General features: G+C 63.0%; 33 protein-coding genes and 1 pseudogene. 24 read left to right on the top strand and 10 right to left on the bottom strand.

What is annotated here, in order from left to right:
* Positions 1-85 precede the first annotated feature (85 nt).
* Together ABL840_RS37115 and ABL840_RS37110 are read left to right on the top strand one after the other, a co-directional pair.
* The gene (locus ABL840_RS37115; RefSeq protein ID WP_093299944.1) at positions 86-751 is read left to right on the top strand and encodes a haloacid dehalogenase type II; all 666 of its coding nucleotides are present in this window, start codon (positions 86-88) and stop codon (positions 749-751) included.
* A 346-nt stretch (positions 752-1,097) separates the two neighbouring features.
* A complete protein-coding gene (locus ABL840_RS37110) occupies positions 1,098-2,720 on the top strand; it encodes an ABC transporter substrate-binding protein (protein WP_093299942.1) in 1,623 nt (540 codons plus the stop codon).
* A gap of 85 nt (positions 2,721-2,805) precedes the next feature.
* Here ABL840_RS37110 and ABL840_RS37105 read toward each other — a convergent pair.
* Positions 2,806-3,274: pseudogene (locus ABL840_RS37105) on the bottom strand (GNAT family N-acetyltransferase).
* A 616-nt stretch (positions 3,275-3,890) separates the two neighbouring features.
* On the bottom strand, positions 3,891-4,265 hold the full coding sequence (locus ABL840_RS37100; protein WP_418116136.1) for a hypothetical protein: 375 nt from the start codon (positions 4,263-4,265) through the stop codon (positions 3,891-3,893).
* A gap of 75 nt (positions 4,266-4,340) precedes the next feature.
* Between ABL840_RS37100 and ABL840_RS37095 the strand changes: the two genes are divergently transcribed.
* From ABL840_RS37095 to tnpC, 3 genes are read left to right on the top strand one after another with little or no spacing between them, the layout of a single operon-like run.
* Positions 4,341-4,859: a transposase gene (locus ABL840_RS37095; RefSeq protein ID WP_093308105.1), complete on the top strand. Its 519-nt coding sequence runs from the start codon at positions 4,341-4,343 to the stop codon at positions 4,857-4,859.
* Positions 4,835-5,185 carry an IS66 family insertion sequence element accessory protein TnpB gene (gene tnpB, locus ABL840_RS37090; protein ID WP_093307515.1) on the top strand — a complete coding sequence of 117 codons (351 nt, stop codon included), beginning with the start codon at positions 4,835-4,837 and terminating at the stop codon, positions 5,183-5,185. The genes ABL840_RS37095 and tnpB overlap by 25 nt, the downstream gene beginning before the upstream one ends.
* Before the next feature lie 24 nt (positions 5,186-5,209).
* Positions 5,210-6,805, top strand: coding sequence for an IS66 family transposase (tnpC, locus tag ABL840_RS37085; protein ID WP_093307516.1), 1,596 nt, complete (start codon positions 5,210-5,212; stop codon positions 6,803-6,805).
* Positions 6,806-6,862: 57 nt separating this feature from the next.
* On the opposite strand, the gene ABL840_RS37080 is transcribed toward tnpC, so the two are convergent.
* The 6 genes from ABL840_RS37080 to ABL840_RS37055 all read right to left on the bottom strand — a co-directional run bounded on the left by ABL840_RS37080 (position 6,863) and on the right by ABL840_RS37055 (position 10,708).
* Positions 6,863-7,357, bottom strand: a complete 495-nt coding sequence (locus ABL840_RS37080) for a metallophosphoesterase (protein WP_418116134.1) — start codon at positions 7,355-7,357, stop codon at positions 6,863-6,865.
* 76 nt (positions 7,358-7,433) lie between these two features.
* Entirely contained in the window at positions 7,434-8,378 is a 945-nt protein-coding gene (locus tag ABL840_RS37075; RefSeq protein ID WP_418116133.1) for a metallophosphoesterase, read from the bottom strand.
* 1 nt (position 8,379) lies between these two features.
* Entirely contained in the window at positions 8,380-8,937 is a 558-nt protein-coding gene (locus ABL840_RS37070; protein ID WP_176947658.1) for an HAD domain-containing protein, read from the bottom strand.
* Between the two features lie 18 nt (positions 8,938-8,955).
* Positions 8,956-9,408 carry a hypothetical protein gene (locus ABL840_RS37065; RefSeq protein WP_093307518.1) on the bottom strand — a complete coding sequence of 151 codons (453 nt, stop codon included), beginning with the start codon at positions 9,406-9,408 and terminating at the stop codon, positions 8,956-8,958.
* Positions 9,405-10,238 carry a metallophosphoesterase gene (locus tag ABL840_RS37060; RefSeq protein ID WP_093307519.1) on the bottom strand — a complete coding sequence of 278 codons (834 nt, stop codon included), beginning with the start codon at positions 10,236-10,238 and terminating at the stop codon, positions 9,405-9,407. Before ABL840_RS37060 ends, ABL840_RS37065 begins: the two co-directional genes overlap by 4 nt.
* A gap of 29 nt (positions 10,239-10,267) precedes the next feature.
* Positions 10,268-10,708: a hypothetical protein gene (locus ABL840_RS37055; RefSeq protein ID WP_418116132.1), complete on the bottom strand. Its 441-nt coding sequence runs from the start codon at positions 10,706-10,708 to the stop codon at positions 10,268-10,270.
* Positions 10,709-11,036: 328 nt separating this feature from the next.
* Here ABL840_RS37055 and ABL840_RS37050 point away from each other — a divergent pair, with 328 nt between their 5' ends.
* The 5 genes from ABL840_RS37050 to ABL840_RS37030 all read left to right on the top strand — a co-directional run bounded on the left by ABL840_RS37050 (position 11,037) and on the right by ABL840_RS37030 (position 14,711).
* Positions 11,037-11,318: a helix-turn-helix domain-containing protein gene (locus tag ABL840_RS37050; protein ID WP_093307521.1), complete on the top strand. Its 282-nt coding sequence runs from the start codon at positions 11,037-11,039 to the stop codon at positions 11,316-11,318.
* Positions 11,319-11,644: 326 nt separating this feature from the next.
* Complete coding sequence (locus ABL840_RS37045; protein WP_093307522.1) at positions 11,645-12,610, top strand: LysR substrate-binding domain-containing protein; 966 nt, start codon at positions 11,645-11,647, stop codon at positions 12,608-12,610.
* Between the two features lie 148 nt (positions 12,611-12,758).
* A complete protein-coding gene (locus ABL840_RS37040; protein ID WP_093196096.1) occupies positions 12,759-13,334 on the top strand; it encodes a Dps family protein in 576 nt (191 codons plus the stop codon).
* Complete coding sequence (ubiA, locus tag ABL840_RS37035) at positions 13,324-14,223, top strand: 4-hydroxybenzoate octaprenyltransferase (protein ID WP_093307523.1); 900 nt, start codon at positions 13,324-13,326, stop codon at positions 14,221-14,223. Before ABL840_RS37040 ends, ubiA begins: the two co-directional genes overlap by 11 nt.
* An 8-nt stretch (positions 14,224-14,231) precedes the next feature.
* Positions 14,232-14,711 carry a MaoC/PaaZ C-terminal domain-containing protein gene (locus ABL840_RS37030; protein WP_418116131.1) on the top strand — a complete coding sequence of 160 codons (480 nt, stop codon included), beginning with the start codon at positions 14,232-14,234 and terminating at the stop codon, positions 14,709-14,711.
* 2 nt (positions 14,712-14,713) lie between these two features.
* Here the strand turns inward: ABL840_RS37030 and proC are convergent, their stop codons facing one another.
* Both proC and ABL840_RS37020 read right to left on the bottom strand, forming a co-directional pair.
* Positions 14,714-15,571, bottom strand: coding sequence for a pyrroline-5-carboxylate reductase (gene proC, locus ABL840_RS37025; RefSeq protein ID WP_093196098.1), 858 nt, complete (start codon positions 15,569-15,571; stop codon positions 14,714-14,716).
* On the bottom strand, positions 15,568-16,659 hold the full coding sequence (locus ABL840_RS37020) for an esterase-like activity of phytase family protein (RefSeq protein ID WP_418116386.1): 1,092 nt from the start codon (positions 16,657-16,659) through the stop codon (positions 15,568-15,570). Before ABL840_RS37020 ends, proC begins: the two co-directional genes overlap by 4 nt.
* A 309-nt stretch (positions 16,660-16,968) precedes the next feature.
* Here ABL840_RS37020 and rplN point away from each other — a divergent pair, with 309 nt between their 5' ends.
* The 14 genes from rplN (at position 16,969) to rpsK (ending at position 23,424) form a co-directional block, all read left to right on the top strand.
* Entirely contained in the window at positions 16,969-17,337 is a 369-nt protein-coding gene (gene rplN, locus ABL840_RS37015) for a 50S ribosomal protein L14 (protein ID WP_009124801.1), read from the top strand.
* Between the two features lie 12 nt (positions 17,338-17,349).
* On the top strand, positions 17,350-17,682 hold the full coding sequence (gene rplX, locus ABL840_RS37010) for a 50S ribosomal protein L24 (RefSeq protein ID WP_093196099.1): 333 nt from the start codon (positions 17,350-17,352) through the stop codon (positions 17,680-17,682).
* Positions 17,683-17,693: 11 nt separating this feature from the next.
* Positions 17,694-18,233, top strand: a complete 540-nt coding sequence (gene rplE, locus ABL840_RS37005; protein ID WP_093196100.1) for a 50S ribosomal protein L5 — start codon at positions 17,694-17,696, stop codon at positions 18,231-18,233.
* A gap of 8 nt (positions 18,234-18,241) precedes the next feature.
* Positions 18,242-18,547: a 30S ribosomal protein S14 gene (rpsN, locus tag ABL840_RS37000; protein ID WP_093196101.1), complete on the top strand. Its 306-nt coding sequence runs from the start codon at positions 18,242-18,244 to the stop codon at positions 18,545-18,547.
* A 20-nt stretch (positions 18,548-18,567) separates the two neighbouring features.
* Positions 18,568-18,963 (top strand): 30S ribosomal protein S8, encoded by a 396-nt coding sequence (gene rpsH / locus ABL840_RS36995; RefSeq protein WP_081267428.1) that lies wholly within the window; start codon positions 18,568-18,570, stop codon positions 18,961-18,963.
* A gap of 24 nt (positions 18,964-18,987) precedes the next feature.
* Positions 18,988-19,521, top strand: coding sequence for a 50S ribosomal protein L6 (gene rplF, locus ABL840_RS36990; RefSeq protein WP_093307524.1), 534 nt, complete (start codon positions 18,988-18,990; stop codon positions 19,519-19,521).
* Between the two features lie 14 nt (positions 19,522-19,535).
* Positions 19,536-19,901 (top strand): 50S ribosomal protein L18, encoded by a 366-nt coding sequence (gene rplR / locus ABL840_RS36985; protein ID WP_093196193.1) that lies wholly within the window; start codon positions 19,536-19,538, stop codon positions 19,899-19,901.
* A gap of 18 nt (positions 19,902-19,919) precedes the next feature.
* Positions 19,920-20,438: a 30S ribosomal protein S5 gene (gene rpsE / locus ABL840_RS36980; protein WP_019653973.1), complete on the top strand. Its 519-nt coding sequence runs from the start codon at positions 19,920-19,922 to the stop codon at positions 20,436-20,438.
* Between the two features lie 35 nt (positions 20,439-20,473).
* Positions 20,474-20,656, top strand: a complete 183-nt coding sequence (gene rpmD, locus ABL840_RS36975; protein WP_019653974.1) for a 50S ribosomal protein L30 — start codon at positions 20,474-20,476, stop codon at positions 20,654-20,656.
* 11 nt (positions 20,657-20,667) lie between these two features.
* A complete protein-coding gene (gene rplO / locus ABL840_RS36970) occupies positions 20,668-21,099 on the top strand; it encodes a 50S ribosomal protein L15 (protein WP_019653975.1) in 432 nt (143 codons plus the stop codon).
* A 27-nt stretch (positions 21,100-21,126) separates the two neighbouring features.
* Entirely contained in the window at positions 21,127-22,440 is a 1,314-nt protein-coding gene (gene secY, locus ABL840_RS36965; RefSeq protein ID WP_093196103.1) for a preprotein translocase subunit SecY, read from the top strand.
* A gap of 64 nt (positions 22,441-22,504) precedes the next feature.
* Positions 22,505-22,618 (top strand): 50S ribosomal protein L36, encoded by a 114-nt coding sequence (rpmJ, locus tag ABL840_RS36960; protein ID WP_013544106.1) that lies wholly within the window; start codon positions 22,505-22,507, stop codon positions 22,616-22,618.
* 23 nt (positions 22,619-22,641) lie between these two features.
* Positions 22,642-23,007: a 30S ribosomal protein S13 gene (gene rpsM / locus ABL840_RS36955; protein ID WP_013544105.1), complete on the top strand. Its 366-nt coding sequence runs from the start codon at positions 22,642-22,644 to the stop codon at positions 23,005-23,007.
* Between the two features lie 12 nt (positions 23,008-23,019).
* A complete protein-coding gene (rpsK, locus tag ABL840_RS36950; RefSeq protein ID WP_009124825.1) occupies positions 23,020-23,424 on the top strand; it encodes a 30S ribosomal protein S11 in 405 nt (134 codons plus the stop codon).
* The last annotated feature ends 21 nt before the right edge of the window (positions 23,425-23,445 follow it).

Here is a 23,445-nt window from a genome sequence, read left to right as displayed (position 1 = left end):
GCTTCGCCACGCACCGCCTCTCGAGGCCCACTTCGCTTCATAACGATTTGTCGCATTTGCCACCCTTCACAGAGGATTCGAGACCATGACCTTCCGTCCCAAATACGTGACCTTCGACTGCTACGGCACCCTCACCCGGTTCCGCATGAAGGAGCTGACCCTCGACCTTTTTGCCGACCGCATCCGGCCCGAGCAGATGGACCAGTTCGTCGAGGACTTCACCGCCTACCGCTTCGACGAAGTGCTGGGCGCGTGGCAGCCCTATGAGGTGGTGCTGAAGAACGCCGTGCGCCGCCTGTGCAAGAAATGGAAGATCCAGTACTTCGACAGCGACGGCCAGAAGTACTACGACGCCGTGCCCACCTGGGGCCCGCACGACGACGTGGCCGCAGGTCTTGCCAAGGTGGCCAAGGAAATCCCTCTGGTCATTTTGTCGAACGCCTCGGACGACCAGATCCAGAAGAACGTGGCCATGCTCGGCGCACCGTTCCACCGCGTCTACACCGCGCAGCAGGCCCAGGCCTACAAGCCGCGCCTGCAGGCCTTCGAATACATGCTCGACTCGCTGGGCTGCAACCCGGAAGACGTGCTGCACGTGTCGTCCAGCCTGCGCTACGACCTGATGTCGGCCAACGACATCGGCATCGTCAACAAGGTGTTCGTCAACCGCGGCCACGGCCCGGGCAACCCGGCCTACGGCTACACCGAGATCAAGGACATCGGCGGCCTGCCTGGCGTCGTCGGCCTCTGATCTTTTTTCCGCGCATCCAACCACCCCACGCCATGAAGCTCGACTCCTACTGGACCGATTCCGCGTCGGCGTCAGCCCAGCGGCCTGAACCAGGCGATGGACTGCAGCCGCCATGGCATGCAGATGTCGGTCCACAAGGACCAACGCATCGCCACAAATGGGCAGTCGCGACGCCAAACCTTCGTACGGGAGCGGGCGGACCGTCACTTCCCAGCCTCTCCGGATTTCCGTCGGTCCAGTCGGCGTCGAACTGCTCACTCGACGATCGGTTGGCCTCAGCCACCCGCTAAACCTGGCTCTTCCCCTTCCGCTCTTCAATCACAGGCTTCACCAGGAGTAGTCCACCATGAACGACAGCAGCCACAACGGTTTTGAAAATCTCGTCGGTCCCAACGAGAGCCTCCGCATGATGGAGTCTCTGCGCCGCGGCGCCACGCGGCGCGACATTCTCGCGATGTTGATGGCGTGCGGCATGCAGGCCACGCTGGCCGGCGGCATCGCCGGCGCTGCCATGTCCGCTCACGCGCAGACGCCAAAAAAGGGAGGCCGGATCCGCGTCGCGGGCGCCACCGCCGCCGTCACCGATACGTTGGATCCGGCCAAGCAGTCGAACCAGACCGACTACTCGCGCTGCAACATGATCTACAACGGCCTGACATCGCTTGACGGCAGCCTCACGCCTCAACCGGCCCTTGCCGAATCATTCAGCAGTCGAGACGCCAAGACCTGGGTCTTCACTCTGCGCAAGGGTGTCACTTTCCACGACGGCAAGGCGCTCAACCCCGCCGACGTGGTCTATTCATTGATGCGCCACAAGGATCCGGCCACCGCGTCCAAGGCCAAGACGCTGGCTGACCAGATTGACAGCGTTAAGGCAACGGGGCCAAACGAGATCACCGTGGTGCTGTCGGCGCCCAACGCCGATTTGCCGGTGATCGTCGGTACCTTTCACTTTCACATCGTCAAGGAAGGCACCACCGACTTCAACACCGGCATCGGCACGGGCCCGTTCAAGCTTAAGGAGTTCAAGCCAGGCGTGCGTTCCATCGTGGTTCGCAACGAGGCCTACTGGAAGCCGGGAAAGCCCTACCTCGACGAGATCGAATTTGTGGGCATCGGCGACGAAAGCGCCCGCGTCAACGCATTGCTTTCAGGCGGCTTGGACCTGATCGGCTCAGTTAACCCACGATCCGTGGAGCGCGTCAAGAGCACCCCTGGCTTTTCGATTTTCACGACGCAGGCGGGCGGCTATACCAACCTGATCATGCGTCGCGACCAGGGACCGGGCACGAGTCCTGATTTCGCGTTGGCCATGAAATACATGTTCAACCGCGAGCAGATGAAGAAGACTATTGCGTTGGACTACGCAGTCATCGCCAACGATCAACCAATCGACCCGACCAACAGATTCTTCTTCGACGGACTGCCGCAGCGCCCCTTCGATCTCGACAAGGCCAAGTTCCACCTGCAGAAATCCGGCATCACTGGCAAAGTGCCGGTGGTGGCTTCGCCCGCAGCGATCTACTCGCTGGAGATGGCGCTGCTGATGCAGCAGACGGGCCAGCGCATTGGATTGGAGCTTGACATCAAGCGCATGCCAGCCGATGGCTATTGGTCTAACCACTGGCTCAACAGTCCAGTTGGCTTCGGCAACGTGAACCCACGTCCGAGCGCTGACACGCTGCTCACTCAGTTTTTTCACTCCAATGCGGCGTGGAATGAGTCTCGCTGGAAAAACGAGAAGTTCGACCAACTGCTGCTCAGTGCGCGCGGCGAAACCGATGCGACCAAGCGCAAGCAGCACTACGCGGACATGCAGACCATGATTCACCAGGAAGCTGGCATCGGTATCCCAATGTTCTTACCCAGCATCGATGGGCATACCAGCAAGCTGAAGGGACTTTCGCCACTTCCGTTAGGCAATCTGATGGGGTATTCCTTTAGTGAGAACGTCTGGCTCGAGACTTAGGCCGCGCACGCAGAAGACCCCAAATCAATCGCCAGTGCAGGCAAGATTCAAGGCGAGTTTTTTCAACACAATCGGCCGACTGCCGTCAGTGCCTGACCCCATGGTAGGTTGAACCCTCCACCCGCGCCTCGAAGCCAAATTTTTCAGCAAGAGCCACCGAGGGGCGATTGTTGGTCCAGCAATCGCAGTTCGGGATTTGCCCATGCTTCAGGCAGTGGTCGATGAACGCGCACGCTACCAACGTGCCAAGCCCTTTGTTGATGACTGTCAGTAGTCAAGATGTCGATGTCGTGATGCCCATGCCACGCAAAGGCCGTATAGCACATGCTGACGATGGAGTCTTGATATGTGGCGCAAAAGCCAAGGCCGTGTTGCTCGAAATCACTAGCTGGTCTCCAGTAGCTTAGGCTGTAGGGATTGGCAACATCGCGAATCTGTTGCATCAGTCGCTCGTCGATGCGGCGCAATTCATAACTTGTCGGAACGTCGCCCTTCCATCCCTCAAGCGAGAAGATTTTGAGCGGTTGAAATCGAAGTCCAAGCGTCGTCGCCATCACCGATGTTGCGAACCCCGAGAGTCCGCCTGAGGTCCTGTTTGTTGCTTCACTGGTTACTGTCGAGCCACACGAAGGTCTGGCAGAGATCAAAGAGACGCGCTTGATCGAATGAAGGTTCGAGTTGACGGAGCACAGTCGCTTTGGACTCCTTAACGTCGACGATGCCTGGGACTAGGTCGGCTGCGGAGCCAGCGCCTCGCCGCCTGTCGCTCACGAAGGATGGCGAAGAACTCAAGTTGAACCTTGCCTCTGTCGTTCCCGAATGGAAGGGCCATTGGCTCTGAGATCCTAGCGATCGAGAACTCTGATTCAGCGATCTGGCCAACCGGCGGCGAGGCCCTGGCATTGCTTTTCAATCTACTGTTTTCGTGTTCGAGTGGAGAAGCCCGCGAGCTTTACTCAAACTGCCTATGATCGATGTGTCAGGCCTTCAGCTTGACATCCTCTCTGCTCGCTGGGAGCGAGCCTTGGGCCCGCTTCTGCGGGTTTTTTTCTTTTTCGTAGTATTCGTGCATGCGGGCGATTTCAACAACCAGTTTGCCGGGCGGATCGAAGTCGCGACACCGGGTGGCTGCAACTTAGCCGGGCGTGAAGTTGGAGGGAGGGAGCGGCTTCACGAGTCGATGCCTCCGACGACAACTCTCAAATCGATGACCAGCCCAGGATTGAACGCCTTGTTCTCGATCCTTCCGCTCCAGTTCACATAGCCGCGCGGATTGCACACGACCCGGCAAGTACGGACTCGATAGTCGAACTGCTGATGCGTGTGACCGTGGATCCAGAGGACGGGCACATCAAAGAACGTATCCGGAAGCTCGTTCACGAAGGCCCCCGAAGCCCAGTCATCGGCATAGCGCTGTGAAAGGGAGCCGCGATGAGGTGCATGGTGCGTCACGACCACTGTAGGTCCGGCGAACGGCTCTACGAGCCTGTCGCGCAGCCAGGCGCGCTGCGCCTGATGAACCCGCAGCGTGTCGTATGCGGTCAATTAACCACGCCCTTGTTGAGTGAACGATGAGCTGTGAGGCTACGTGTCCATGTAGAGCAACATGGACATGTAGAGATGACAGAGCAGTACGCAGAGTTGAGAAGCCGGTTGGTTGTGGGACGCAAGAGTGACGGTCGCGGCGTCTACGACGAAGCTGCCAAGAAGGAATTGATCATTGCCTGCCTCAAGCCGGGAGTGTCGGTGGCACGCATGGCGATGGAGCACGGTGTCAACACAAACCTTCTGAGGACGTGGATCACGGCTTACCAGCGGCGAAGTGCCCAGGTGCCGACAGGTGACATCGCGCGAACGCACGATGCAGCATTCGTTGCTGTACACGTCGAGGGTGAGCAAGATCTGCCTCATCGCGAGTGTGCAGTGGCTGCGCCCGCGATGGCCCACGCACCTGCTACGGCAGTGGCGGTGATCCCGGATGACAGCCCCTTGGCGGCGGCACCGATCCCGATGGTCGGGTTGCAGGTGCGCCTGCCCAACGGCGTGCAGCTCGATCTCGGTGAGACGAGCTTGCAGCAATTGCCGACGCTGGTGCAAATGTTGAGCCGACTGCCATGTTCCGCTTCGACGAAGGGCTGAAGGTCTACCTGCACCGCGAGCCCGTGGACTTCCGGCTGAACATCAACGGCCTGGCCGTGCTGGTAGAGCAGGCACTGGGCCTGGACCCGTTCGCCTCGTGCGCCTACGTGTTCAGCAACCGCCGGCGCGACCGGGTAAAGATCCTGGGTTGGGAGCGCAACGGCTTCTGGCTGTTGCTCAAGCGTCTCGAGAAGGACAGGTTCGTCTGGCCCTCGGCCGAGGCGGTTCCCACGCTGACGGCCGAACAGCTGCACTGGTTGCTCGAGGGCATCGACATCGCGGTGGTGCAACGCCACTCCCGACTGCGCTATGCCAGCGTGGCTTGAGGTTTGACGGAACAATGATGGGGCATGTCGATCCAAGCGGGCGTGTCGCCACCAGCCGCCCCTGCCACCATCACCGCTGAAGAACTCGCCGCGCTCATTGCCGAGCGCGATGCGCTGGCCGGCGCGCTGCGGGTGGCGACCACCGAGCGGGACCTCGCCCTGGAGCGGTTGAAGGCGCTGCAGCGCCAGCTCTTCGCTGCCAAGAGCGAAGCCCGCGGCACGGATCAGAAGGACCTGTTCCTGAACGAGGCCGAGGCACTCGCGCCCACCGATCTGACGCCGCAGGCCGAGGTCGAAGACATCGACGAAGAGGAATCGACACCGGTCGCCGGGCACCAGCGCAAGAAGCGTGGACGCAAGCCGCTGGACCCCGCGCTGCCGCGCGAGATCGTGCGCCACGAGCTGCCCGAGGCCGAGCGGGTGTGCGCCCATGACGGGCACGCGCTGGTGGAGATCGGCGCCGAGGTCAGCGAGCAGATGGACGTCATTCCCGAGCAGGTGCGTGTGCTGCAGCACCACCGCATCAAGTACGCCTGTCCCTGCTGCGACCAGAGCCTGAAGCTTGCACCGGCGCCGGCGCGCATCATCCCGCGCGGGCTGCTCACCGAAGAGGCCCAGGCCTGGGTCATCACCGGCAAGTACCAGTTCGGCATGCCGTTGTACCGCACGGCCGTATTGCTGCGCCGCTTCGGCGGCGACATCGCGAGCAACACGCTGGCTGCCGGCATCGTGCGCATCGGCCAGGCCGTGCAGCCGGTCATCAACCTGCTGCGCGATCACTTGCTGGACTCGGATCTGATCTACGGCGACGAGACCCACGTCCAGGTACTGAAGGAGCCTGGGCGCAAGGCACAGACGAAGAGTTTTATGTGGGCGCAGATGAACGGCACCGGCCCACCGGTACGGCTGTTCGCCTATGCGCCGGGGCGCGGCACGGTGCACGCCGAGAAGCTGTATGCCGGCATCCGCCCCGGCACCACGCTCATCACTGACGGCTACGAGGTCTACAACGGCATCGCGAAGGCCGGCGGCCTCACGCATCTCGGATGCTGGGTCCACGCGCGTAGGCCGTTCATCAAGGCCGAGGAGGCCGTGCCGAAGGCAGCCCGCTCGTCCGATCAGCTCGCGACCCGGTTCGTGCGGCTGATTGGCAAGCTGTACCGTGCGGAGGCCTTGGCCAGGGATTGGACGCCCGCGCGCCGGTTGCGGATGCGCTCGCGCTACAGCGCCGCGGTCGTGCGCGAGATCGAGCGACTCATGCTCACGCATCTGCACAGCGTCTCACCGTCGAGCCTGCTGGGCGAAGCACTGCACTACCTGCACGGGCAGTGGCCCAAGCTCGTGCGGTTCCTGGACAACGGCGCTTGGCCGCTGGACTCCAACCCGGTGGAGAACGCGATCCGGCCCTTCGTCGTCGGAAGGCGCAGTTGGTTGTTCGCTGACACCGTGGGCGGCGCGAACGCCAGTGCCAATCTTTATTCGCTCATCGAGACCGCCAAGGCCAACAACATCGAGCCCTACCGATACCTGGTCGCGCTGTTCAAGAAGCTGCCGCTGGCGCAGACTGCCGACGACTACGAGGCGCTGCTGCCCTGGAACATCGAGCTCGTCGAACCGTAGACCTCTGCGCGCGCATCGATTCCGGCGCCGCGCGCAAGGGCGTGGTTTATTGAGCGCTTACAGCGTGTCGGCTGCTTGAAGCTTTCTTCCCTGCTTGTCCCGCCAGGTATCGGGCTCTGCGGATTCGTCGACTGTGCGGATCAGCGCATAGTCGTTCAGCAGATTCGTCGCCATCTTCATGGCACGCTCGACATCGCTGACCGGACCTTCAGGTGTCTCGATGGCGAGCGCGAAGTCGGTCCACAGCGTTGCGCCGAGGAAGCGCACGCCGTCGATCACCAACTCGTCACCGTCGAGCAGATGGACATTGGTTCCTTCGGCTTCGCGGCGGGCTTCGGCAAGTGTCGTATCCAGCCGTCCATCGTAGTACTCGTGATTTCCAAGCAGATAGATCGCCGGCTTGCCACGGAAGCGATCCGCCGCCCACTGGACGGCGCGCTTGGCCGGCGAATGGATGTCGCCGGCGAGGATGACGACATCGAACGCGAGGTCGGGCGCCGGCTCGAAGGGCGCGAACTCGAGGTGAAGATCGGAAAGGATGAGGACTTTCACTGGATCGCTCCTCAAAGCGTGGGAAGCTTGGTGCTTGTCTTGGCCCTGAAGACGCAGAACGGCGTTGCGGCGGTCCTCATACGACCCCGCCGTGTTGAATTGCGTTGAGCATCGATCGCACCTTGTCCGCACCGCCCGCGGCAGCGAACGCTGCTGGCGTTTGGCCATCGAGCCATTCGTGTGGTTTGTCCAGCCACGCCTGAGCCGCTGCGCCGAAGACCTGGGTCGCGAGATCCAGCAAGTCGGGTGGCGGACTTCCCAATCCGGCCTCGTTCTGAAAAGACCGCGGCCATGCCAGGTGCGAGCCCATGTCGACCCCGAAGGCCCGAAACGGTGCCGTTTTGGTCAACATTCCCTCGGCGCGATAGTCGATGTTCTGATGATGATGGCCGTGGACCACCAACTGCACGCCGAGCGCTTCGGCGAGCCCGTCAATCGCCTGCCAGCCGTGCGGATGCGCAGCTGGCGCCTCGTGCGTCACCAGGATATCGGCAGATGGGCTCCGAAGCAGTGGCTGATAGTCGTCCGGGAAGATCGTGGACCGGTGCCGGCGGGCAATGCCATCTCTCCACCGCTCCTCGGGACGCATGGACCGGCGCAACGCGTCAGCCGAGGCGAATGCGGCTTCCTTGAGCGGTTGTCGCGGGTCCCAGATCTTGCTGCGAAAGATGCCGCCCAGACCTGCAACCTTGAAGCCGGCGATCTCGACGATGCGTCCATGCAGGTTGCGATCCGCGAGCTCTGATCCCCACAGGTTGTCGTAGTCGGCATCGGAGTCCGTGTCGTGGTTCCCGTGGATGAACCAGACCTCGGTGAGATCCAGGATCGGTCCCAGCTCGATGTGCAAAGGCCGGCGCGCCTGGATGTCGCCCAGCAGCACGATCGCCTCGGGCCGGAAGCGCTCGACCGCGGCGATCACGGGCTCGAGATCGCCGTGCGGGTCGCCGAAAAACATCAGCTTGGGAGCCGACTGTTCGTGCCCGGAGTGCGCGGGGAGATTCGAAGGAATGAGAGGGTTCATTTCACGTGTGCGTCGAAGTGGCGGCGGAGCATCGGCCAGCGGCAAACCGCAGAAAGTGCGAACGCAGCTCCTGAAAACTGTCCTGATCGAACGCCCGTTGGGAATCGGTGAGCACCAGCCGCTCGAAACCCGTTTCGAAGCTCCCGGGCCAATCGTCGAGTGCGACCCACTCTGCGTCATGGCGGCCATTCCCGTCGAGCCAGGCCTGGATCTCCATTTGGCGCCGGTGGTGGACAGCCACACCGGGGTCGATCTGCGGCGTGGCGCCGATGATCCGAAGCCGGATGTCGGCGCTGAAATACCATTGCAGCTGCTCGATGCTTTCGGCCAATCGCCAATCCGACGAGATGACGACATCGATGGACCTGAACTCCCGGAGCAGCTCTTCCAGAAGCGGCAGATGGCTGAAGAACCTGCTGCTGAACGAGTAGTCCGTACCGACGGGATGAAGAACGCCATCGACATCCAGGAACAGCAGATCGCTGGAGTCGCCTTGATATCCTGCGGTGCCCTGGTCCACCGGATCGGGCGGCAGTCGCGGGGTTGGAGGCTGGTCCATGGCCTTCCTTCGATGAACCTATGAAGCGATATTGCGGACATTGCGATGACGCCGATTCGGCCGGATGGCCTGAACCCCAGGCGTTGCCGCCAGCTCTCGAATCTGGTCGGCCGTGGCCTCCACGACAAAGGAACCACTGAGATCATTCCGGCGGGCCAGGCCGTCAAGACCGAGACGCTTCAAAGCCTGCTCGATCTTCACCATGGCCTCTGGGGTGCCTGATGCTGTCGTGCCGACTTTCTTGGTTAGCTGCTTGAGCAATGCCACTGCGGGCGGCGGCAGCATGCGCCGGGGAGATGAGATCGCTGTGCGTCCAGCGCGAGAAGGCGCACTCACCGCGGGGCGCGCGGACTCGATGATGATCGACTTCGTGCGACCGCTCGGGCTGTCGTGCAGGAAAGCGACGAGCTCGGCCCCCCGGATCGTGGCGATCAAGATCTCGTTCCCGCCAGGCGTATGGGCGTCTTTCATAGGTCGACCACCAGTCCTGGATTGAACCGCTGGTTCTCCAGGCCGCGACCGTACTGCAAGTACCCCCGGGGATTGCACAGGACGCGGCACTTGCCGACCTGGTAGTCGAAGCTCTCGTGGATGTGGCCATGCACCCAGAGCGTGGGCACCTCGAAGAAAGAGCCCGGGAGCTCGCTCACGAAGGCGCCGGACAGCCAGTTGGCCTGGTAGTGCGATGCGAGCGATCCGCGGTGCGGTGCATGGTGGGTCACGACCACCGTCGGTCCGTCGAAGGGCTCTGCGAGCTTCTGGGCCAGCCAGGCACGGTCACGCTGGTGCAGCGCCCGCGTGTCCTCGGGCGTCAGCCGGCGCTTCCTCGGCTTGGCGTGCGCCACGGACTGTTCGGCAGGCTCTGGTGTCTCGGCCCACCGGATCGATGAGTAGTCGTTGAGTTGGAGCTTGGCCACCTTCATGGCGCGCTCGGTGTCGACGGTGGAGCCGCTCTTGGCCTGAATGGGCAACTCGAAATCGGTCCACAACGTGCAGCCCAGAAATCGGACACCGTCGATCACGGCCTCACCGGGCGCCAGAAGATGAACCTTGCACGCGGCCGCGGTCAGCGCCATTTCCTTCTGCGTGGTCTGCAGCACGCCACTGTAGAACTCGTGGTTGCCCGGTACGAAGACGATCGGGATCGTCTCTCCGAAATTGTCTGCTCGCCGGGCCCAGCGCATGGCCTTGGAGCCGGGTACGAAGATATCTCCGGCAAGGATGACGGCGTCGTAGTCGACCTTGGGGGCGTTAAAGATGCCGAATTCAAGGTGCAGGTCCGAAAGGATGAGCAGTTTCACATCGGGATGTCTTTCTCTTTGCTGTGCGCTCAGGGCATCAGGATCGAGAGCTTGGCATTCCACGCCTCGCCGTCGGACCTGGAGGGCACGGCGACGCGAATCGTCGGGCGATCGAAGTCACTGGTCTCGAAGAGGAAGTGCACGTGCTGAAAGCGAAACACCGGATTTCCGGGATATTCGGTCCACTTGAGCTGCCAGGTCTGGAAGTAGTCGAAGTCGACCGTGCGGGCCTTCTTGCCCCGACTGACGATGCAGGCTTTGCGGGCATCCGGATCAAACAGGATGCAAATTTCATCCCAATCGCCCAGCATGCGGCGCGGATCGACTGGGAAGAAGGTCGCACCGGATGCCTGACCTTGGGCCCGGAGCAACTGCTCGCGCCCAGCCTGGATCGAACGAGGCGATGCGATCCAGGCCCAGTAGAAGAGAACCAGCGCGACTGCGAGCATGGCCACGAGTGGGAGTGTCACGAGCGAGTCTCCTGAGACCAACGTGAACGAGTGCTGCCTCTCAACGACAAGTCGACGATGTCCTGTGGTGGTGCCAAGCGCGGCCCATTTCGTCGAGAACTTGATGAATCGGCCGGCAAAGCTGGATCACCAAGATCTGCAACCCGGCTATTGATTGGAGGCTGTGTCGGTTCTGCTTTCATTCATCGTCCTGTGCCAGCTGTAAGACGACGCAGACTCCGCTGGGAGCCGCGACGAGTCGAATCGCTTCAGTGCGAGATCTGAAGAATAGTCGAATTTCCACTATTCCAAAACGAACTTCAGGGTGCGAGCCACAAGGAAGTGGCTCATGCAGAAGACAATTTACAGCCGGCAAAGCAAGCTGGTGACGACTCTCCTACGAGAGTTCAGGCAGGCAAGAGAAATGACTCAGGTGGAACTGGCCAAGAAACTTGGCATAACCCAAAGCGACCTCAGCAAAGTTGAGCGGGGAGCTCGGCGCATCGACTTTGTTGAACTGAGGCATTGGGCCGCCGCACTGGGTATCGATATGGGACTTTTCGTCGCCGAGTTTGAGGCGAGGCTTGAAGCCGCGTCTGTGGCGGCGCAGGTGCACAGGCGCCCCCACTGATGCGCTGGCGAGCTCAGTCGAGGTAGGGGGCGTCCCGCGTTAGACGCCAAGAATACTGCTCTAGTTGAGGCAATGACTTGATTTCATGCGCAGTCTCCGGTGCCGGGTTCGCTGGCAATAAGTGAGACTTTTTCCTTCGATGTTAGTGTCTACTACTGGCATTTGCTCCGAGTTTTCCGCAGAAATTTTTGACACTCTGTTATCCAATGCTTGCGCCTGCGTTCTCGATTTTTGACACTCTGTTGGGAAATTTGACACTCTGTTAGGAGCCTCTAAGACCCCAAGCCATCCTCGTGACACACCCTTGCGCATAATTGACGCAAGCTATGACTCTCACCGAACTCAAATACATCGTCGCAGTGGCCCGCGAACGGCACTTCGGCAAGGCGGCCGAGGCCTGCTACGTTTCGCAGCCGACCCTCTCCGTCGCCATCAAGAAGCTCGAGGACGAGCTCGAAGTCAAGCTCTTCGAGCGCAGCGCCGGCGAAGTGACCGTCACGCCGCTGGGCGAGCAGATCGTGCAGCAGGCGCAGAGCGTGCTCGACCAGGCAGCCAGCATCAAGGAGATCGCCAAGCGCGGCAAGGACCCGCTGGCCGGTCCGCTGAACCTGGGCGTGATCTACACCATCGGGCCGTACCTGCTGCCCGACCTCGTGCGCCAGGTGATCGCGCGCACGCCGCAGATGCCGCTGGTGCTGCAGGAGAACTTCACCGCCAAGCTGCTCGAGATGCTGCGCGCCGGCGAGATCGACTGCGCCATCATGGCCGAGCCCTTTCCCGACACCGGCCTCGCGATGGCGCCGCTGTACGACGAGCCCTTCATGGCGGCGCTGCCCAACAAGCACAAGTTCGCCGACCGCGAATCGATCACGTCCGAGGAACTGCAGAGCGAGACGATGCTGCTGCTGGGCACCGGCCACTGCTTCCGCGACCACGTACTGGAGGTGTGCCCGGAGTTCGCGCGCTTCTCGAGCAACGCCGAGGGCATCCGCAAGAGCTTCGAGGGCTCGTCGCTGGAGACCATCAAGCACATGGTGGCCTCGGGCATGGGCGTGACGCTGGTGCCGCGCCTGTCGGTGCCGGCCGATGCCATCAAGCCGAAGGTCAAGGGCCGCAAGGAGCCCGAGCAGATGGTGCGCTACCTGCCGGTGCGCGACGCGCACGACCGCGATCCGCCCACGCGCCGCGTGGTGCTCGCATGGCGCCGCACCTTCACGCGCTACGAGGCCATCGCCGCGCTGCGCAACGCGATCTATGCGTGCGAGCTGCCGGGCGTGAAGCGCCTTTCGTAGTTCGCAATTCGAGAACTTGACCTACGCGGCGGCCGTTTTGAATCGTTGATCGCTGAGATAGAGTGACGCTGTTGCGAAGCCGCGCGCCGGCTTCCAGAATTCAGTCCAGCACCTCCCAAAATTCGATCGAAGAAAAGGATCTCGCTCTATGGCCAAAGACTCGAAGAAAACCTCGTCCGCCTCTTCCGCCGGCAAGGTGCCCAAGAAGGGCGGCAAGCAGGTCGCGCAGGAGTCGGGCAGCCGCAACGCGCCCATCATCAATATCGGCATCGAGCGCCAGGACCGCGCCGCCATCGCCGAAGGCCTGAGCCGCGTGCTGGCCGACACCTACACGCTGTACCTCACCACGCACAACTTCCACTGGAACGTGACGGGCCCGCACTTCAACTCGCTGCACGCGATGTTCATGGGCCAGTACACCGAGCTGTGGGGCGCGACCGACGTGCTCGCCGAGCGCATCCGCGCGCTGGGCCACTACGCGCCGGGCTCGTACGCCGAGTTCAGCAAGATCGCCACCGTGCCCGACGTGCCGCAGAACCCGCCCAAGGCGATGGAGATGGTGCGCATCCTGGTGAAGGGCCACGAAACCGTGTCGCGCATTGCGCGCGAATTCATTCCTGTCGCCGAGGAAGCCGGCGACGACCCGACGGCCGACATGCTGACCGCGCGCTGCACGGTGCACGATCAGACGGCCTGGATGCTGCGTTCCCTCCTTGAAGACTGATTCCGCTCCTTCCGTCACTGCGCCCGCGGCTCGCCGCGGGCGTTTTGCGTTGTATCTCGACCTGATCCGCTGGAACCGTCCGGCGGGCTGGCTGCTCCTGCTCTGGCCCACGCTGGGCGCGCTGTGGTTCGCAGCGGGCGGCTGGCCCGGTTGGCACCTGCTGGTCGTGTTCACGCTCGGCACCGTTCTCATGCGCAGCGCCGGCTGCTGCGTGAACGACGTGGCCGACCGCGACTTCGACCGCCACGTGAAGCGCACCGCGCAGCGGCCCGTGACCAGCGGCGAGTTGCCGGTCAAGGAGGCGCTGGGGCTGGGCGTGGTGCTGGCACTGGCGTCCTTCGGGCTGGTGCTCACGACCAACCGCACGACGGTGCTGTGGTCGTTCGCGGCGCTGGCCATCACGCTGGTCTATCCCTTCGCCAAGCGCTTCGTCTCGGTGCCGCAGGCGGTGCTGGGCGTTGCCTTCAGCTTCGGCATTCCGATGGCCTTCGCGGCGGTGCAATCCACCGTGCCGCTCTTCGCCTGGGCGCTGCTGGTGGGCAACCTGTTCTGGGTGCTGGCCTACGACACCGAGTACGCGATGGTCGACCGCGACGACGACCTCAAGATCGGCATGAAGACATCGGCCATCACCTTCGGCCGCTTCGACGTGGCGGCGGTGATGGCGAGCTACGCGATCTTCATCGCGGTCTGGACCTGGGCCGGCGCGAGCCGTTCGCTGGGCGTGCTGTTCTACGTCGGCATCGCGGTCGCCGTGGCGCAGGCGCTGTGGCACTGGCGGATGATCCGCGACCGCACGCGCGAAGGCTGCTTCAAGGCCTTCCGGCTGAATCACTGGCTGGGTTTCACCGTGTTCGCCGGCATCGTGGCCGGCTACGCGCTACGTTGAGCATCACCATGTCCGATGTGCTGGAGCGGCTGAAGCAGAAGATCGGCCAGGAGGGCCACTCCGGCTGGCACCGCATCACGCAGGAGATGGTCGACCGCTACTCGGAGCTGTCTGGCGACGGCGAGGGCGAATGGATCCACCTCGACCCCGAACGTGCGGCGCGCGAGGCCGGCTACGGCGGCACCATCGTGCAGGGCTTCTTCCAGGTGTCGCACCTGATCCGGCTGACCGGCGAGGCCATGCGCACGCTGCTGCCCTTCGACTCGAACCACGCGCTCAACTACGGCTTCGACCGCCTGCGCTTCGTGCGGCCTATGCCGGTGGGTGCGCGCTTTCGGGCGCGCGTACGCATTGCGGACGTGACGGCCAGGCCGGGCGACAGCTATCTGCTGAAGGAAGAGGTCTGGCTGGAGCTGGAGGACGGCACCGTCACGCTGGCTGCCGAGTGGTTGTTCCTGCTCGGGCCGGGGGCGTTGTCCGAGGCCTGAAATCAGCCTCGGCCGAATTCCTCGCCCAGCTCTGCGGCGCGCTTCTGTGCGGCGCGGATCGCTGTCTTGAACTGGGACTTCACATCGGCCGCCTGGAGCGAAGTGATGGCCGCGTAGGTCGTGCCGCCCTTGGAGGTCACGCGCTCGCGCAGCACCGAAGGCGGCTCGGTCGCGCTGTGCGCCAGTGCCGAGGCGCCGGTGAAGGTGCCGACGGACAGCCGCAGCGCCTGCTCGGGCGTGAGGCCCATCTCGACGCCGGCCTCGGTCATCGCCTCGATGAAATAGAACACGTAGGCCGGGCCGGAGCCCGAAATGGCGGTCACTGCGTCGAGCGCCGGTTCGGCGTCGACCCAGAGCAGCTCGCCGGTGGGCGCCAGCAGTTGCCCGACCATGGAGCGGTCGGAACTGTCGACGCCGGGCCGGGCGAACAGGCCGGTCATGCCCTTGCCCACCAGCGCGGGCGTGTTGGGCATGGCGCGCACCACGCGCTCGGTGCCGAGCCAGCGGGCGATGCTGTCGGATGGAATGCCGGCTGCCACGCTCAGGTGCAGGGCGTCTTCGACATGGGCGCGCACCGGCCGGGTGGCTTCCGCGAAGGTCTGGGGCTTGACCGCCCAGACCACCACGCCGCAGCGCGAGAGGGCCTCGCCCGCCTCGGCCTTCGCGACGATGCCGAAGGACTGGGACAGCTTTGCGCGCGCTTCCTCGAAGGGCTCGACCACCTCGAAGGCCTCGGCCGGGGTGCCTTGCTGGATCAGGCCGCCGATGATGGCGCTGGCCATGTTGCCGCCCCCGATGAAGGCGACGGGGGGCAGCGGCGCGGGGCCGGTGCGGGGCAGGAAGGTCACGGCGATGGTCATGGTCGGTCGGCGTATTCGAAGGCGGCGAACTGGGTGATTTGAAGCGGATTGAAATTGTCGTCGCTCACGACCACCAGCATGCGCTTGCCGCCGGGCAGGGGCGGGCCCCAGCACATGCCTTCGGTGTTGTCGAGCCTGGACAGGCCCAGCGTGGCGAAGTCGGCCACCAGCGTCTTGGCCGCCGGCCGGTGGTTGCCGGGCGCCAGCGCGTCGACGGCGAGCACGTCGCTGGCCGCGCGGGTATCTATTTCATACAGGCGCAGCGAATTGCCGCGGCCGGTGGCGTAAGCGCGCTCCAGCACCAGCATGCGGTCGGCGTCGATCATCAGGATCTCGCTCACGCCGTTGTCGGCGTAGCTGCCGGGAACGAGCGGGCGCAGCGGGATGGCGTCGGGAATGTAGGCGATCTGGCGGTCGGCCTGGCTGGTCTCCAGGTCGATCCGGGTGAAGCGGCAGGGGCCGCCGGGGGCGCCGACGGCGGGTTCGGGGCCGTCCTGGATGAGGGCATTCTCCATCGCCAGCCAGGCGAAGCGGCCGTCGGGCGTGAGGCTGACACCCTCGAAAGTCAGGTTGTCGCGCGGCCCGCGGCGCTTTGCCGGATCAGGCTGGAACATCGCCGGCATCCGGAATTCGCGCAGGAAGCGGCCGTCGCGGGCCGATTCGTACAACGCGGGGCCGAAGCCGCGGGCGACGTCGCCTTCGCTGGTCCACAGCAGGGTGTTGGTGGCGGGGCGCAGCCGGAGCGCCTCGGGGTCGGGCACCGGGAGACCGTCGACCGCGTTGCGCCGGTTCGGCCAGGGGCCGCCGCCGGGGCGTTGCAGCTGCACCACGCCTGTCGGTTCGGGCGGCGCGGCCGGTGGATCGGGCCAGCGGGCGACGTAGTAGCGGACGGGAGCCAGGTCCGACCGGTCATCGCTGATGAGCAGGTACTCACCTCGGATCGGGTCGTAGTCGACGCCCGAGAGGCCTCCGGCCGTGGTCCCTTCTATATGAAGGCGGTGCGGCCATCGCGCTTCGGCGATGCGGCGCAGCCGGCCGGAGTCCGGGTTCGGCGTCGCGCCGCCCTTGCAGCCGGCCACGCCCAGCATCGCCAGCCCGGCGCCGCCGGCCAGCAGGAGGCGACGGCGCGGCAGCGGCAATGAGGTCGAAAGAATGGGTTTTTCGGGCTTTTCGGACGGGCGCACGCCCCGGAGTCTAGTGGCAGCGTCCCGCCGCAGACGGGTTGTTGACTTCCCGGCCTTCGCGTGCAACAATCGCGGGCTTCGCTTTCAAAAGGCGGAGCTTTCAGCCCAAAGCGGAAGTGCCCCGAGTGGTTCGGGGTATGGACGACGGGCCCAAGACTGACTGATTTGCCTCCCTCCTGGAAGCACATCGGTACAAGTTGGGAATATCAAGAAATGATCCAAACTGAATCCCGGCTCGAAGTGGCCGACAACACGGGCGCGAAATCCGTCCTGTGTATCAAGGTGCTCGGTGGCTCCAAGCGGCGTTACGCCAGCGTGGGCGACGTCATCAAGGTCAGCATCAAGGAAGCCGCTCCGCGTGGTCGCGTCAAGAAGGGCGAGATCTACAGCGCAGTGGTGGTCCGCACCGCCAAGGGCATCCGTCGCGCCGACGGTTCGCTCGTGAAGTTCGACGGCAACGCTGCAGTGTTGCTCAACGCCAAGCTGGAGCCCATCGGCACCCGCATCTTCGGACCGGTCACGCGCGAACTGCGCACCGAGAAGTTCATGAAGATCGTGTCGCTGGCACCCGAAGTTCTCTAAGGACACAACGCCATGAACAAGATTCGCAAGGGCGACCAGGTCATCGTGTTGGCCGGCCGCGACAAGGGCAAGCGGGGCACTGTCTCGCTGCGCAAGGATGACTCGCACGTGGTCATCGAAGGCATCAATCTCGTCAAGAAGCACACCAAGCCGAACCCCCTGAAGGGTACGACCGGTGGCATCGTCGAGAAGGCCATGCCGATTCACCAATCCAACGTGGCGATCTTCAACGCCGCGACCGGCAAGGCCGATCGCGTGGGCGTCAAGGTCACCCAGGATGCTGACGGCAAGCGCGTGGCTGTTCGCGTGTTCAAGTCGAGCGGCGAAGAAATCAAGTTCGCCTAAGAGGTACTCACATGGCACGTCTCCAACAACACTATCGCGAAAAGATCGCGAAAGACCTGACGGAAAAGTTCGGCTACACGTCGCCGATGCAGGTCCCGCGCCTCACCAAGATCACGCTCAACATGGGTGTGGGTGAAGCTGTCGCCGACAAGAAGGTCCTCGACAACGCCGTTGCCGACCTGACCAAGATCGCCGGCCAGAAGCCCGTGGTCACCAAGTCCAAGAAGGCTATCGCCGGCTTCAAGATCCGCGAAAACCAGCCGATCGGCTGCATGGTCACGCTGCGTGGCGTGCACATGTACGAATTCCTGGATCGCTTCGTGACCATCGCGCTGCCGCGCGTCCGCGACTTCCGTGGTATCTCCGGCCGTGCTTTCGATGGCCGTGGCAACTACAACATCGGCGTCAAGGAACAGATCATTTTCCCCGAGATCGAGTACGACAAGGTCGATGCCCTGCGCGGTCTCAATATCAGCATCACGACGACGGCCAAGACCGACGAAGAAGCCAAGGCGCTTCTCGCTGGCTTCCGTTTCCCGTTCAAGAACTGAGGTGACCTGTGGCTAAAGCATCTTTGATCCAGCGCGAACTCAAGCGCGACAAGCTGGTTGCCAAGTTCGCCGCGAAGCACGCGGAACTGAAGGCAGCTTCCAACGACCTGAAGAAGAGCGAAGAAGAGCGCGCCGCTGCACGCCTGGCGCTGCAAAAGCTGCCGCGTAACGCGAACCCCACGCGTCAGCGCAACCGTTGCGAAATCACCGGTCGCCCGCGCGGCACCTTCCGTCAATTCGGTCTGGCCCGCGCCAAGATCCGCGAACTGGCTTTCAACGGCGACATCCCCGGTGTCACCAAGGCCAGCTGGTAAGCCAGGCAGGAGCAAACAACATGAGCATGAGTGATCCCATTGCCGACCTGCTGACGCGTATCCGCAACGCGCAGATGGTGGCGAAGCCCACCGTGTCGGTCCCGTCTTCCAAGGTGAAGATCGCGATCGCACAAGTCCTGAAGGACGAGGGCTACATCGACGGTTTCCAGGTCAAGACCGAAGCCGGCAAGAGCGAACTTGAAATCTCGCTGAAGTACTACGCTGGTCGTCCGGTCATCGAGCGCATCGAGCGCGTGAGCCGCCCCGGCCTGCGCGTCTACAAGGCCAGCGCTTCGATTCCGCAAGTCCAGAACGGCCTCGGCGTTGCGATCGTCACGACCCCCAAGGGCGTGATGACCGACCGCAAGGCCCGCGCCTCCGGTGTCGGCGGCGAAGTCCTGTGCTACGTCGCCTAACCGAGACATCGAGGAGTAACTGAAATGTCCCGAGTAGGAAAAATGCCGATCACCATCCCCGCAGGCGTGGATGTGTCGATCAAGGAAGACCAGATCAGCGTCAAGGGCACGGGCGGCACGCTCGCCCTCGCGCGCAATGCACTGGTCAACGTCGTCAGCAAGGACGGCAAGCTGAGCTTCGAGCCCGCCAACGATTCGCGTGAAGCCAACGCGATGAGCGGCACGGTTCGCCAGCTCGTGAACAACATGGTGGTCGGTGTGACCAAGGGCTTCGAGAAGAAGCTCAGCCTGATCGGCGTCGGCTACAAGGCCGCAGCCCAGGGAACGAAGCTGAACCTCCAGGTCGGCTATTCGCACCCGGTCAACATCGACATGCCGCAAGGCATCACGGTGGCTACCGCGACCCCGACTGAAATCGTGATCAAGGGTGCTGACCGTCAGCGCGTTGGTCAAATCGCCGCTGAGATCCGCGCCGTTCGTCCGCCAGAGCCCTACAAGGGCAAGGGCATCCGCTATGCGGACGAGAAGATCGTGATCAAAGAGACCAAGAAGAAGTAAGGGGCAGCAAAATGATGTTGACCAAAAAAGCACAGCGTCTTCGCCGCTCGCGCCAGACCCGCATCCGCATCGCGACGCAGGGTGTGGCTCGTCTGACGGTGAACCGCACCAACCTGCACATCTACGCCACCGTCATCTCCGGCGACGGCGCCAAGGTGATTGCAACCGCATCGACGGCAGAAGCCGAAGTGCGTACCTCGCTCGGCGGTTCGGGCAAGGGCGGCAATGCTGCCGCCGCCACCGCCGTCGGCAAGCGCATCGCTGAAAAGGCGAAGGCTGCCGGCGTCGAGAAGGTCGCCTTCGACCGCGCAGGTTTCGCATACCACGGCCGCGTCAAGGCGCTGGCCGAGGCTGCCCGCGAAGCCGGCCTGCAGTTCTAACCGGACACGAGATTCAAAATGGCAAAGATTCAGGCAAGAACGCAGAACGAAGGCCCCGAGGACGGTTTGCGCGAGAAGATGATCGCGATCAACCGCGTCACCAAGGTGGTGAAGGGTGGTCGTATCCTCGGTTTCGCAGCACTCACCGTGGTCGGTGACGGCGATGGCCGCGTCGGCATGGGCAAGGGCAAGTCGAAGGAAGTGCCCGCTGCAGTGCAGAAGGCAATGGAAGAAGCGCGTCGCAACCTGCTGAAGGTTTCGATCAAGAACGGCACGCTGCACCACCAGGTGCAAGGCCACCATGGCGCTTCGACGGTCGTGATGTACCCGGCCCCCAAGGGTACCGGCATCATCGCCGGCGGCCCGATGCGCGCCGTGTTCGAAGTGATGGGTATCACCGACATCGTGGCCAAGAGCCATGGTTCGTCGAACCCCTACAACATGGTTCGCGCCACGCTCGACGGGTTGAAGAACTCGACGACCGCCAGCGAAGTGGCTGCCAAGCGCGGCCTGACCGTCGAAGAAATCTTCGCCTGAGCGCAGGCCGTCGCAAGCCTCAAGGAAGCATTCAAATGACGCAACAACAAACCCTCAAGGTGCAGCTGGTCAAGAGCCCGATCGGCACCAAGGAATCGCATCGCGCGACCGTGCGCGGCCTCGGCCTGCGCAAGCTCAACAGCGTGAGCGAGCTGCAAGACACGCCCGCTGTGCGCGGCATGATCAACAAGATCAGTTATCTGGTCAAAGTCCTGTAAGAGAGACTGATATGGAACTCAATGGCATCAAGCCGGCGGATGGCGCCAAGCACGCCAAGCGTCGTGTCGGCCGCGGTATCGGTTCCGGCCTGGGCAAGACCTCGGGTCGCGGCCACAAGGGCCAGAAGTCGCGCGCAGGTGGTTTCCACAAGGTCGGCTTCGAAGGCGGTCAAATGCCGCTGCAGCGTCGCCTGCCGAAGCGTGGCTTCAAGTCGCATCTGCTGAAGTTCAACGCCGAAGTCACGCTGACCGCTCTCGAGCAGCTCGGCCTGGCCGAAGTGGACATCCTGGCGCTGAAGCAAGCCGGCCTCGTCGGTCAGCTGGCCAAGGTCGTCAAGGTCGTGAAGACCGGTGAGCTCACCAAGGCCGTCAAGCTGACGGGCGTGGGCGCAACGGCTGGCGCCAAGGCTGCGATCGAAGCGGCCGGCGGCAGCATCGCCTGATCATCATCGGACTGAAAGAAGTTCTTCGTGGCAACTAACGCGGCAACGATCGCAAAAACAGGCAAGTTCGGCGACCTCCGTCGTCGGCTCGTCTTTTTGCTGCTCGCGCTCGTGGTCTACCGGATTGGCGCGCATATCCCTGTGCCGGGCATCAACCCGGACCAGCTGGCTGCGCTGTTCCAGGGCCAGCAGGGCGGCATTCTGAGCCTGTTCAACATGTTCTCGGGCGGTGCGCTGTCGCGCTTCACCGTGTTCGCGTTGGGGATCATGCCGTACATCTCGGCGTCGATCATCATGCAGCTGATGACCTACGTGCTTCCTACCTTCGAGCAATTGAAGAAGGAAGGCGAGGCCGGCCGCCGCAAGATCACGCAGTACACGCGCTATGGCGCGCTGGGTCTGGCACTGTTCCAGTCGTTCAGCATCGCGGTGGCTCTCGAGTCGTCGGCCGGCCTGGTGATCTCGCCCGGCTTCGGCTTCCGCATCACCGCCATGGTGAGCCTGACGGCAGGTTCGATGTTCCTGATGTGGCTCGGCGAGCAGATCACCGAGCGCGGCCTGGGCAACGGCATCTCGATCCTGATCTTCGCGGGTATCGCGGCCGGTCTGCCCAACGCCATCGGCGGCCTGCTGGAGCTGGTTCGTACCGGCGCCATGAACGTGATCGTCGCGCTCTTCATCGTCGCCGTGGTGGTGCTGGTCACCTACTTCGTGGTGTTCGTGGAACGCGGCCAGCGCAAGATCCTCGTGAACTATGCGCGGCGCCAGGTCGGCAACAAGGTGTACGGCGGCCAGTCGTCGCACCTGCCGCTGAAGCTGAACATGGCCGGCGTGATCCCGCCGATCTTCGCCTCGTCGATCATCCTGCTGCCGGCAACGGTGGTCGGCTGGTTCAGCACCGGCGAAGGCGGTTTCCGCTGGATCAAGGACGTTGCCAGCGCACTGCGCCCCGGAGAGCCGATCTACGTGCTGCTGTATGCCGCTGCGATCGTTTTCTTCTGCTTCTTCTACACGGCGCTCGTGTTCAACAGCAAGGAAACGGCCGACAACCTGAAGAAGAGTGGTGCATTCATTCCTGGCATTCGTCCGGGTGACCAGACCGCTCGCTACATCGACAAGATTCTGGTTCGCCTGACGCTGGCTGGCGCGGTGTACATCACCTTCGTCTGCCTGCTGCCAGAGTTCCTGATCCTGAAGTACAACGTGCCGTTCTACTTCGGTGGTACCTCCCTGCTGATCATCGTGGTCGTCACGATGGACTTCATGGCCCAGGTGCAAAACTACATGATGTCCCAGCAGTACGAATCGCTGCTGAAGAAGGCTAACTTCAAGACATCGTAGGGCTGTGTTTCAGTATTGAGTCCGGGCGGTAGACCGCCACGTTAAACAGTTTTAGGAGAGTGAAATGAGAGTTTCGGCTTCGGTCAAAACCATCTGCCGTAATTGCAAGGTCATCCGCCGCAAGGGTGTGGTGCGTGTGATCTGCACCGACCCGCGCCACAAGCAGCGCCAGGGTTGATTGAAGAGTATTAGAGGACGCACATGGCACGTATTGCTGGCATCAACATCCCGCCGCACAAGCACGCTGAAATCGGCCTGACCGCCATCTTCGGCATCGGTCGCACCCGCGCCCGTCAGATCTGCGAAGCGAGCGGCATCGAGTATTCGAAGAAGATCAAGGATCTGACCGACGCCGATCTCGAGAAGATCCGCGACCAGATCGCGCTGTTCACGATCGAAGGCGACCTGCGTCGCGAGACGACGATGAACATTAAGCGCCTGATGGACATTGGCTGCTACCGCGGCTTCCGTCACCGTCGCGGCCTGCCGATGCGCGGCCAGCGCACGCGCACCAACGCCCGCACCCGCAAGGGTCCGCGCAAGGCTGCGCAGTCCCTGAAGAAATAAGGATAGAACAGCATGGCTAAAGCACCTGCAAACAACGCCGCACAGCGCGTTCGCAAGAAGGTTCGCAAGAACGTCGCGGACGGTATCGCTCACGTGCACGCTTCGTTCAACAACACCATCATCACGATCACCGATCGCCAGGGCAACGCCCTGTCGTGGGCTTCGTCGGGTGGCCAGGGCTTCAAGGGCTCGCGCAAGTCGACCCCGTTCGCTGCGCAGGTCGCTTCGGAAGTTGCCGGCCGTGCTGCTGTCGAACAAGGCATCAAGAACCTCGACGTCGAGATCAAGGGCCCCGGCCCCGGTCGCGAATCGTCGGTGCGCGCACTGGCTGCGCTCGGCATCCGGATCAACTCGATCGCCGACGTGACGCCCGTTCCGCACAACGGCTGCCGTCCCCAGAAGCGTCGCCGCATCTGATCGTCAGTCCGCAAGGCGCAG

The organism is Variovorax sp. NFACC27, assembly GCF_048301545.1.
Classification (GTDB): Bacteria; Pseudomonadota; Gammaproteobacteria; order Burkholderiales; family Burkholderiaceae_C; genus Variovorax; species Variovorax gossypii.
This window is presented reverse-complemented; position numbering and strand designations above follow the sequence as displayed.

Bases quoted from the DNA above. Each gene is read 5' to 3' on its own strand.
- ABL840_RS37075 (WP_418116133.1), bottom strand. From the start codon at position 8,378: ATGAACCCTCTCATTCCTTCGAATCTCCCCGCGCACTCCGGGCACGAA.
- ABL840_RS37030 (WP_418116131.1), top strand. From the start codon at position 14,232: ATGTCCGATGTGCTGGAGCGGCTGAAGCAGAAGATCGGCCAGGAGGGC.
- ABL840_RS37115 (WP_093299944.1), top strand. From the start codon at position 86: ATGACCTTCCGTCCCAAATACGTGACCTTCGACTGCTACGGCACCCTC.
- rplR (WP_093196193.1), top strand. From the start codon at position 19,536: ATGTTGACCAAAAAAGCACAGCGTCTTCGCCGCTCGCGCCAGACCCGC.
- ABL840_RS37110 (WP_093299942.1), top strand. From the start codon at position 1,098: ATGAACGACAGCAGCCACAACGGTTTTGAAAATCTCGTCGGTCCCAAC.
- ABL840_RS37040 (WP_093196096.1), top strand. From the start codon at position 12,759: ATGGCCAAAGACTCGAAGAAAACCTCGTCCGCCTCTTCCGCCGGCAAG.
- rplE (WP_093196100.1), top strand. From the start codon at position 17,694: ATGGCACGTCTCCAACAACACTATCGCGAAAAGATCGCGAAAGACCTG.
- proC (WP_093196098.1), bottom strand. From the start codon at position 15,571: ATGACCATCGCCGTGACCTTCCTGCCCCGCACCGGCCCCGCGCCGCTG.
- ABL840_RS37070 (WP_176947658.1), bottom strand. From the start codon at position 8,937: ATGGACCAGCCTCCAACCCCGCGACTGCCGCCCGATCCGGTGGACCAG.
- ABL840_RS37050 (WP_093307521.1), top strand. From the start codon at position 11,037: ATGCAGAAGACAATTTACAGCCGGCAAAGCAAGCTGGTGACGACTCTC.
- ABL840_RS37095 (WP_093308105.1), top strand. From the start codon at position 4,341: ATGACAGAGCAGTACGCAGAGTTGAGAAGCCGGTTGGTTGTGGGACGC.
- ABL840_RS37045 (WP_093307522.1), top strand. From the start codon at position 11,645: ATGACTCTCACCGAACTCAAATACATCGTCGCAGTGGCCCGCGAACGG.
- rplF (WP_093307524.1), top strand. From the start codon at position 18,988: ATGTCCCGAGTAGGAAAAATGCCGATCACCATCCCCGCAGGCGTGGAT.
- rpsM (WP_013544105.1), top strand. From the start codon at position 22,642: ATGGCACGTATTGCTGGCATCAACATCCCGCCGCACAAGCACGCTGAA.
- rpmJ (WP_013544106.1), top strand. From the start codon at position 22,505: ATGAGAGTTTCGGCTTCGGTCAAAACCATCTGCCGTAATTGCAAGGTC.
- ABL840_RS37065 (WP_093307518.1), bottom strand. From the start codon at position 9,408: ATGAAAGACGCCCATACGCCTGGCGGGAACGAGATCTTGATCGCCACG.
- rplN (WP_009124801.1), top strand. From the start codon at position 16,969: ATGATCCAAACTGAATCCCGGCTCGAAGTGGCCGACAACACGGGCGCG.
- ABL840_RS37020 (WP_418116386.1), bottom strand. From the start codon at position 16,659: ATGCTGGGCGTGGCCGGCTGCAAGGGCGGCGCGACGCCGAACCCGGAC.
- tnpC (WP_093307516.1), top strand. From the start codon at position 5,210: ATGTCGATCCAAGCGGGCGTGTCGCCACCAGCCGCCCCTGCCACCATC.
- rpsH (WP_081267428.1), top strand. From the start codon at position 18,568: ATGAGCATGAGTGATCCCATTGCCGACCTGCTGACGCGTATCCGCAAC.
- tnpB (WP_093307515.1), top strand. From the start codon at position 4,835: ATGTTCCGCTTCGACGAAGGGCTGAAGGTCTACCTGCACCGCGAGCCC.
- rpsK (WP_009124825.1), top strand. From the start codon at position 23,020: ATGGCTAAAGCACCTGCAAACAACGCCGCACAGCGCGTTCGCAAGAAG.
- rpmD (WP_019653974.1), top strand. From the start codon at position 20,474: ATGACGCAACAACAAACCCTCAAGGTGCAGCTGGTCAAGAGCCCGATC.
- rplO (WP_019653975.1), top strand. From the start codon at position 20,668: ATGGAACTCAATGGCATCAAGCCGGCGGATGGCGCCAAGCACGCCAAG.
- rpsE (WP_019653973.1), top strand. From the start codon at position 19,920: ATGGCAAAGATTCAGGCAAGAACGCAGAACGAAGGCCCCGAGGACGGT.
- rplX (WP_093196099.1), top strand. From the start codon at position 17,350: ATGAACAAGATTCGCAAGGGCGACCAGGTCATCGTGTTGGCCGGCCGC.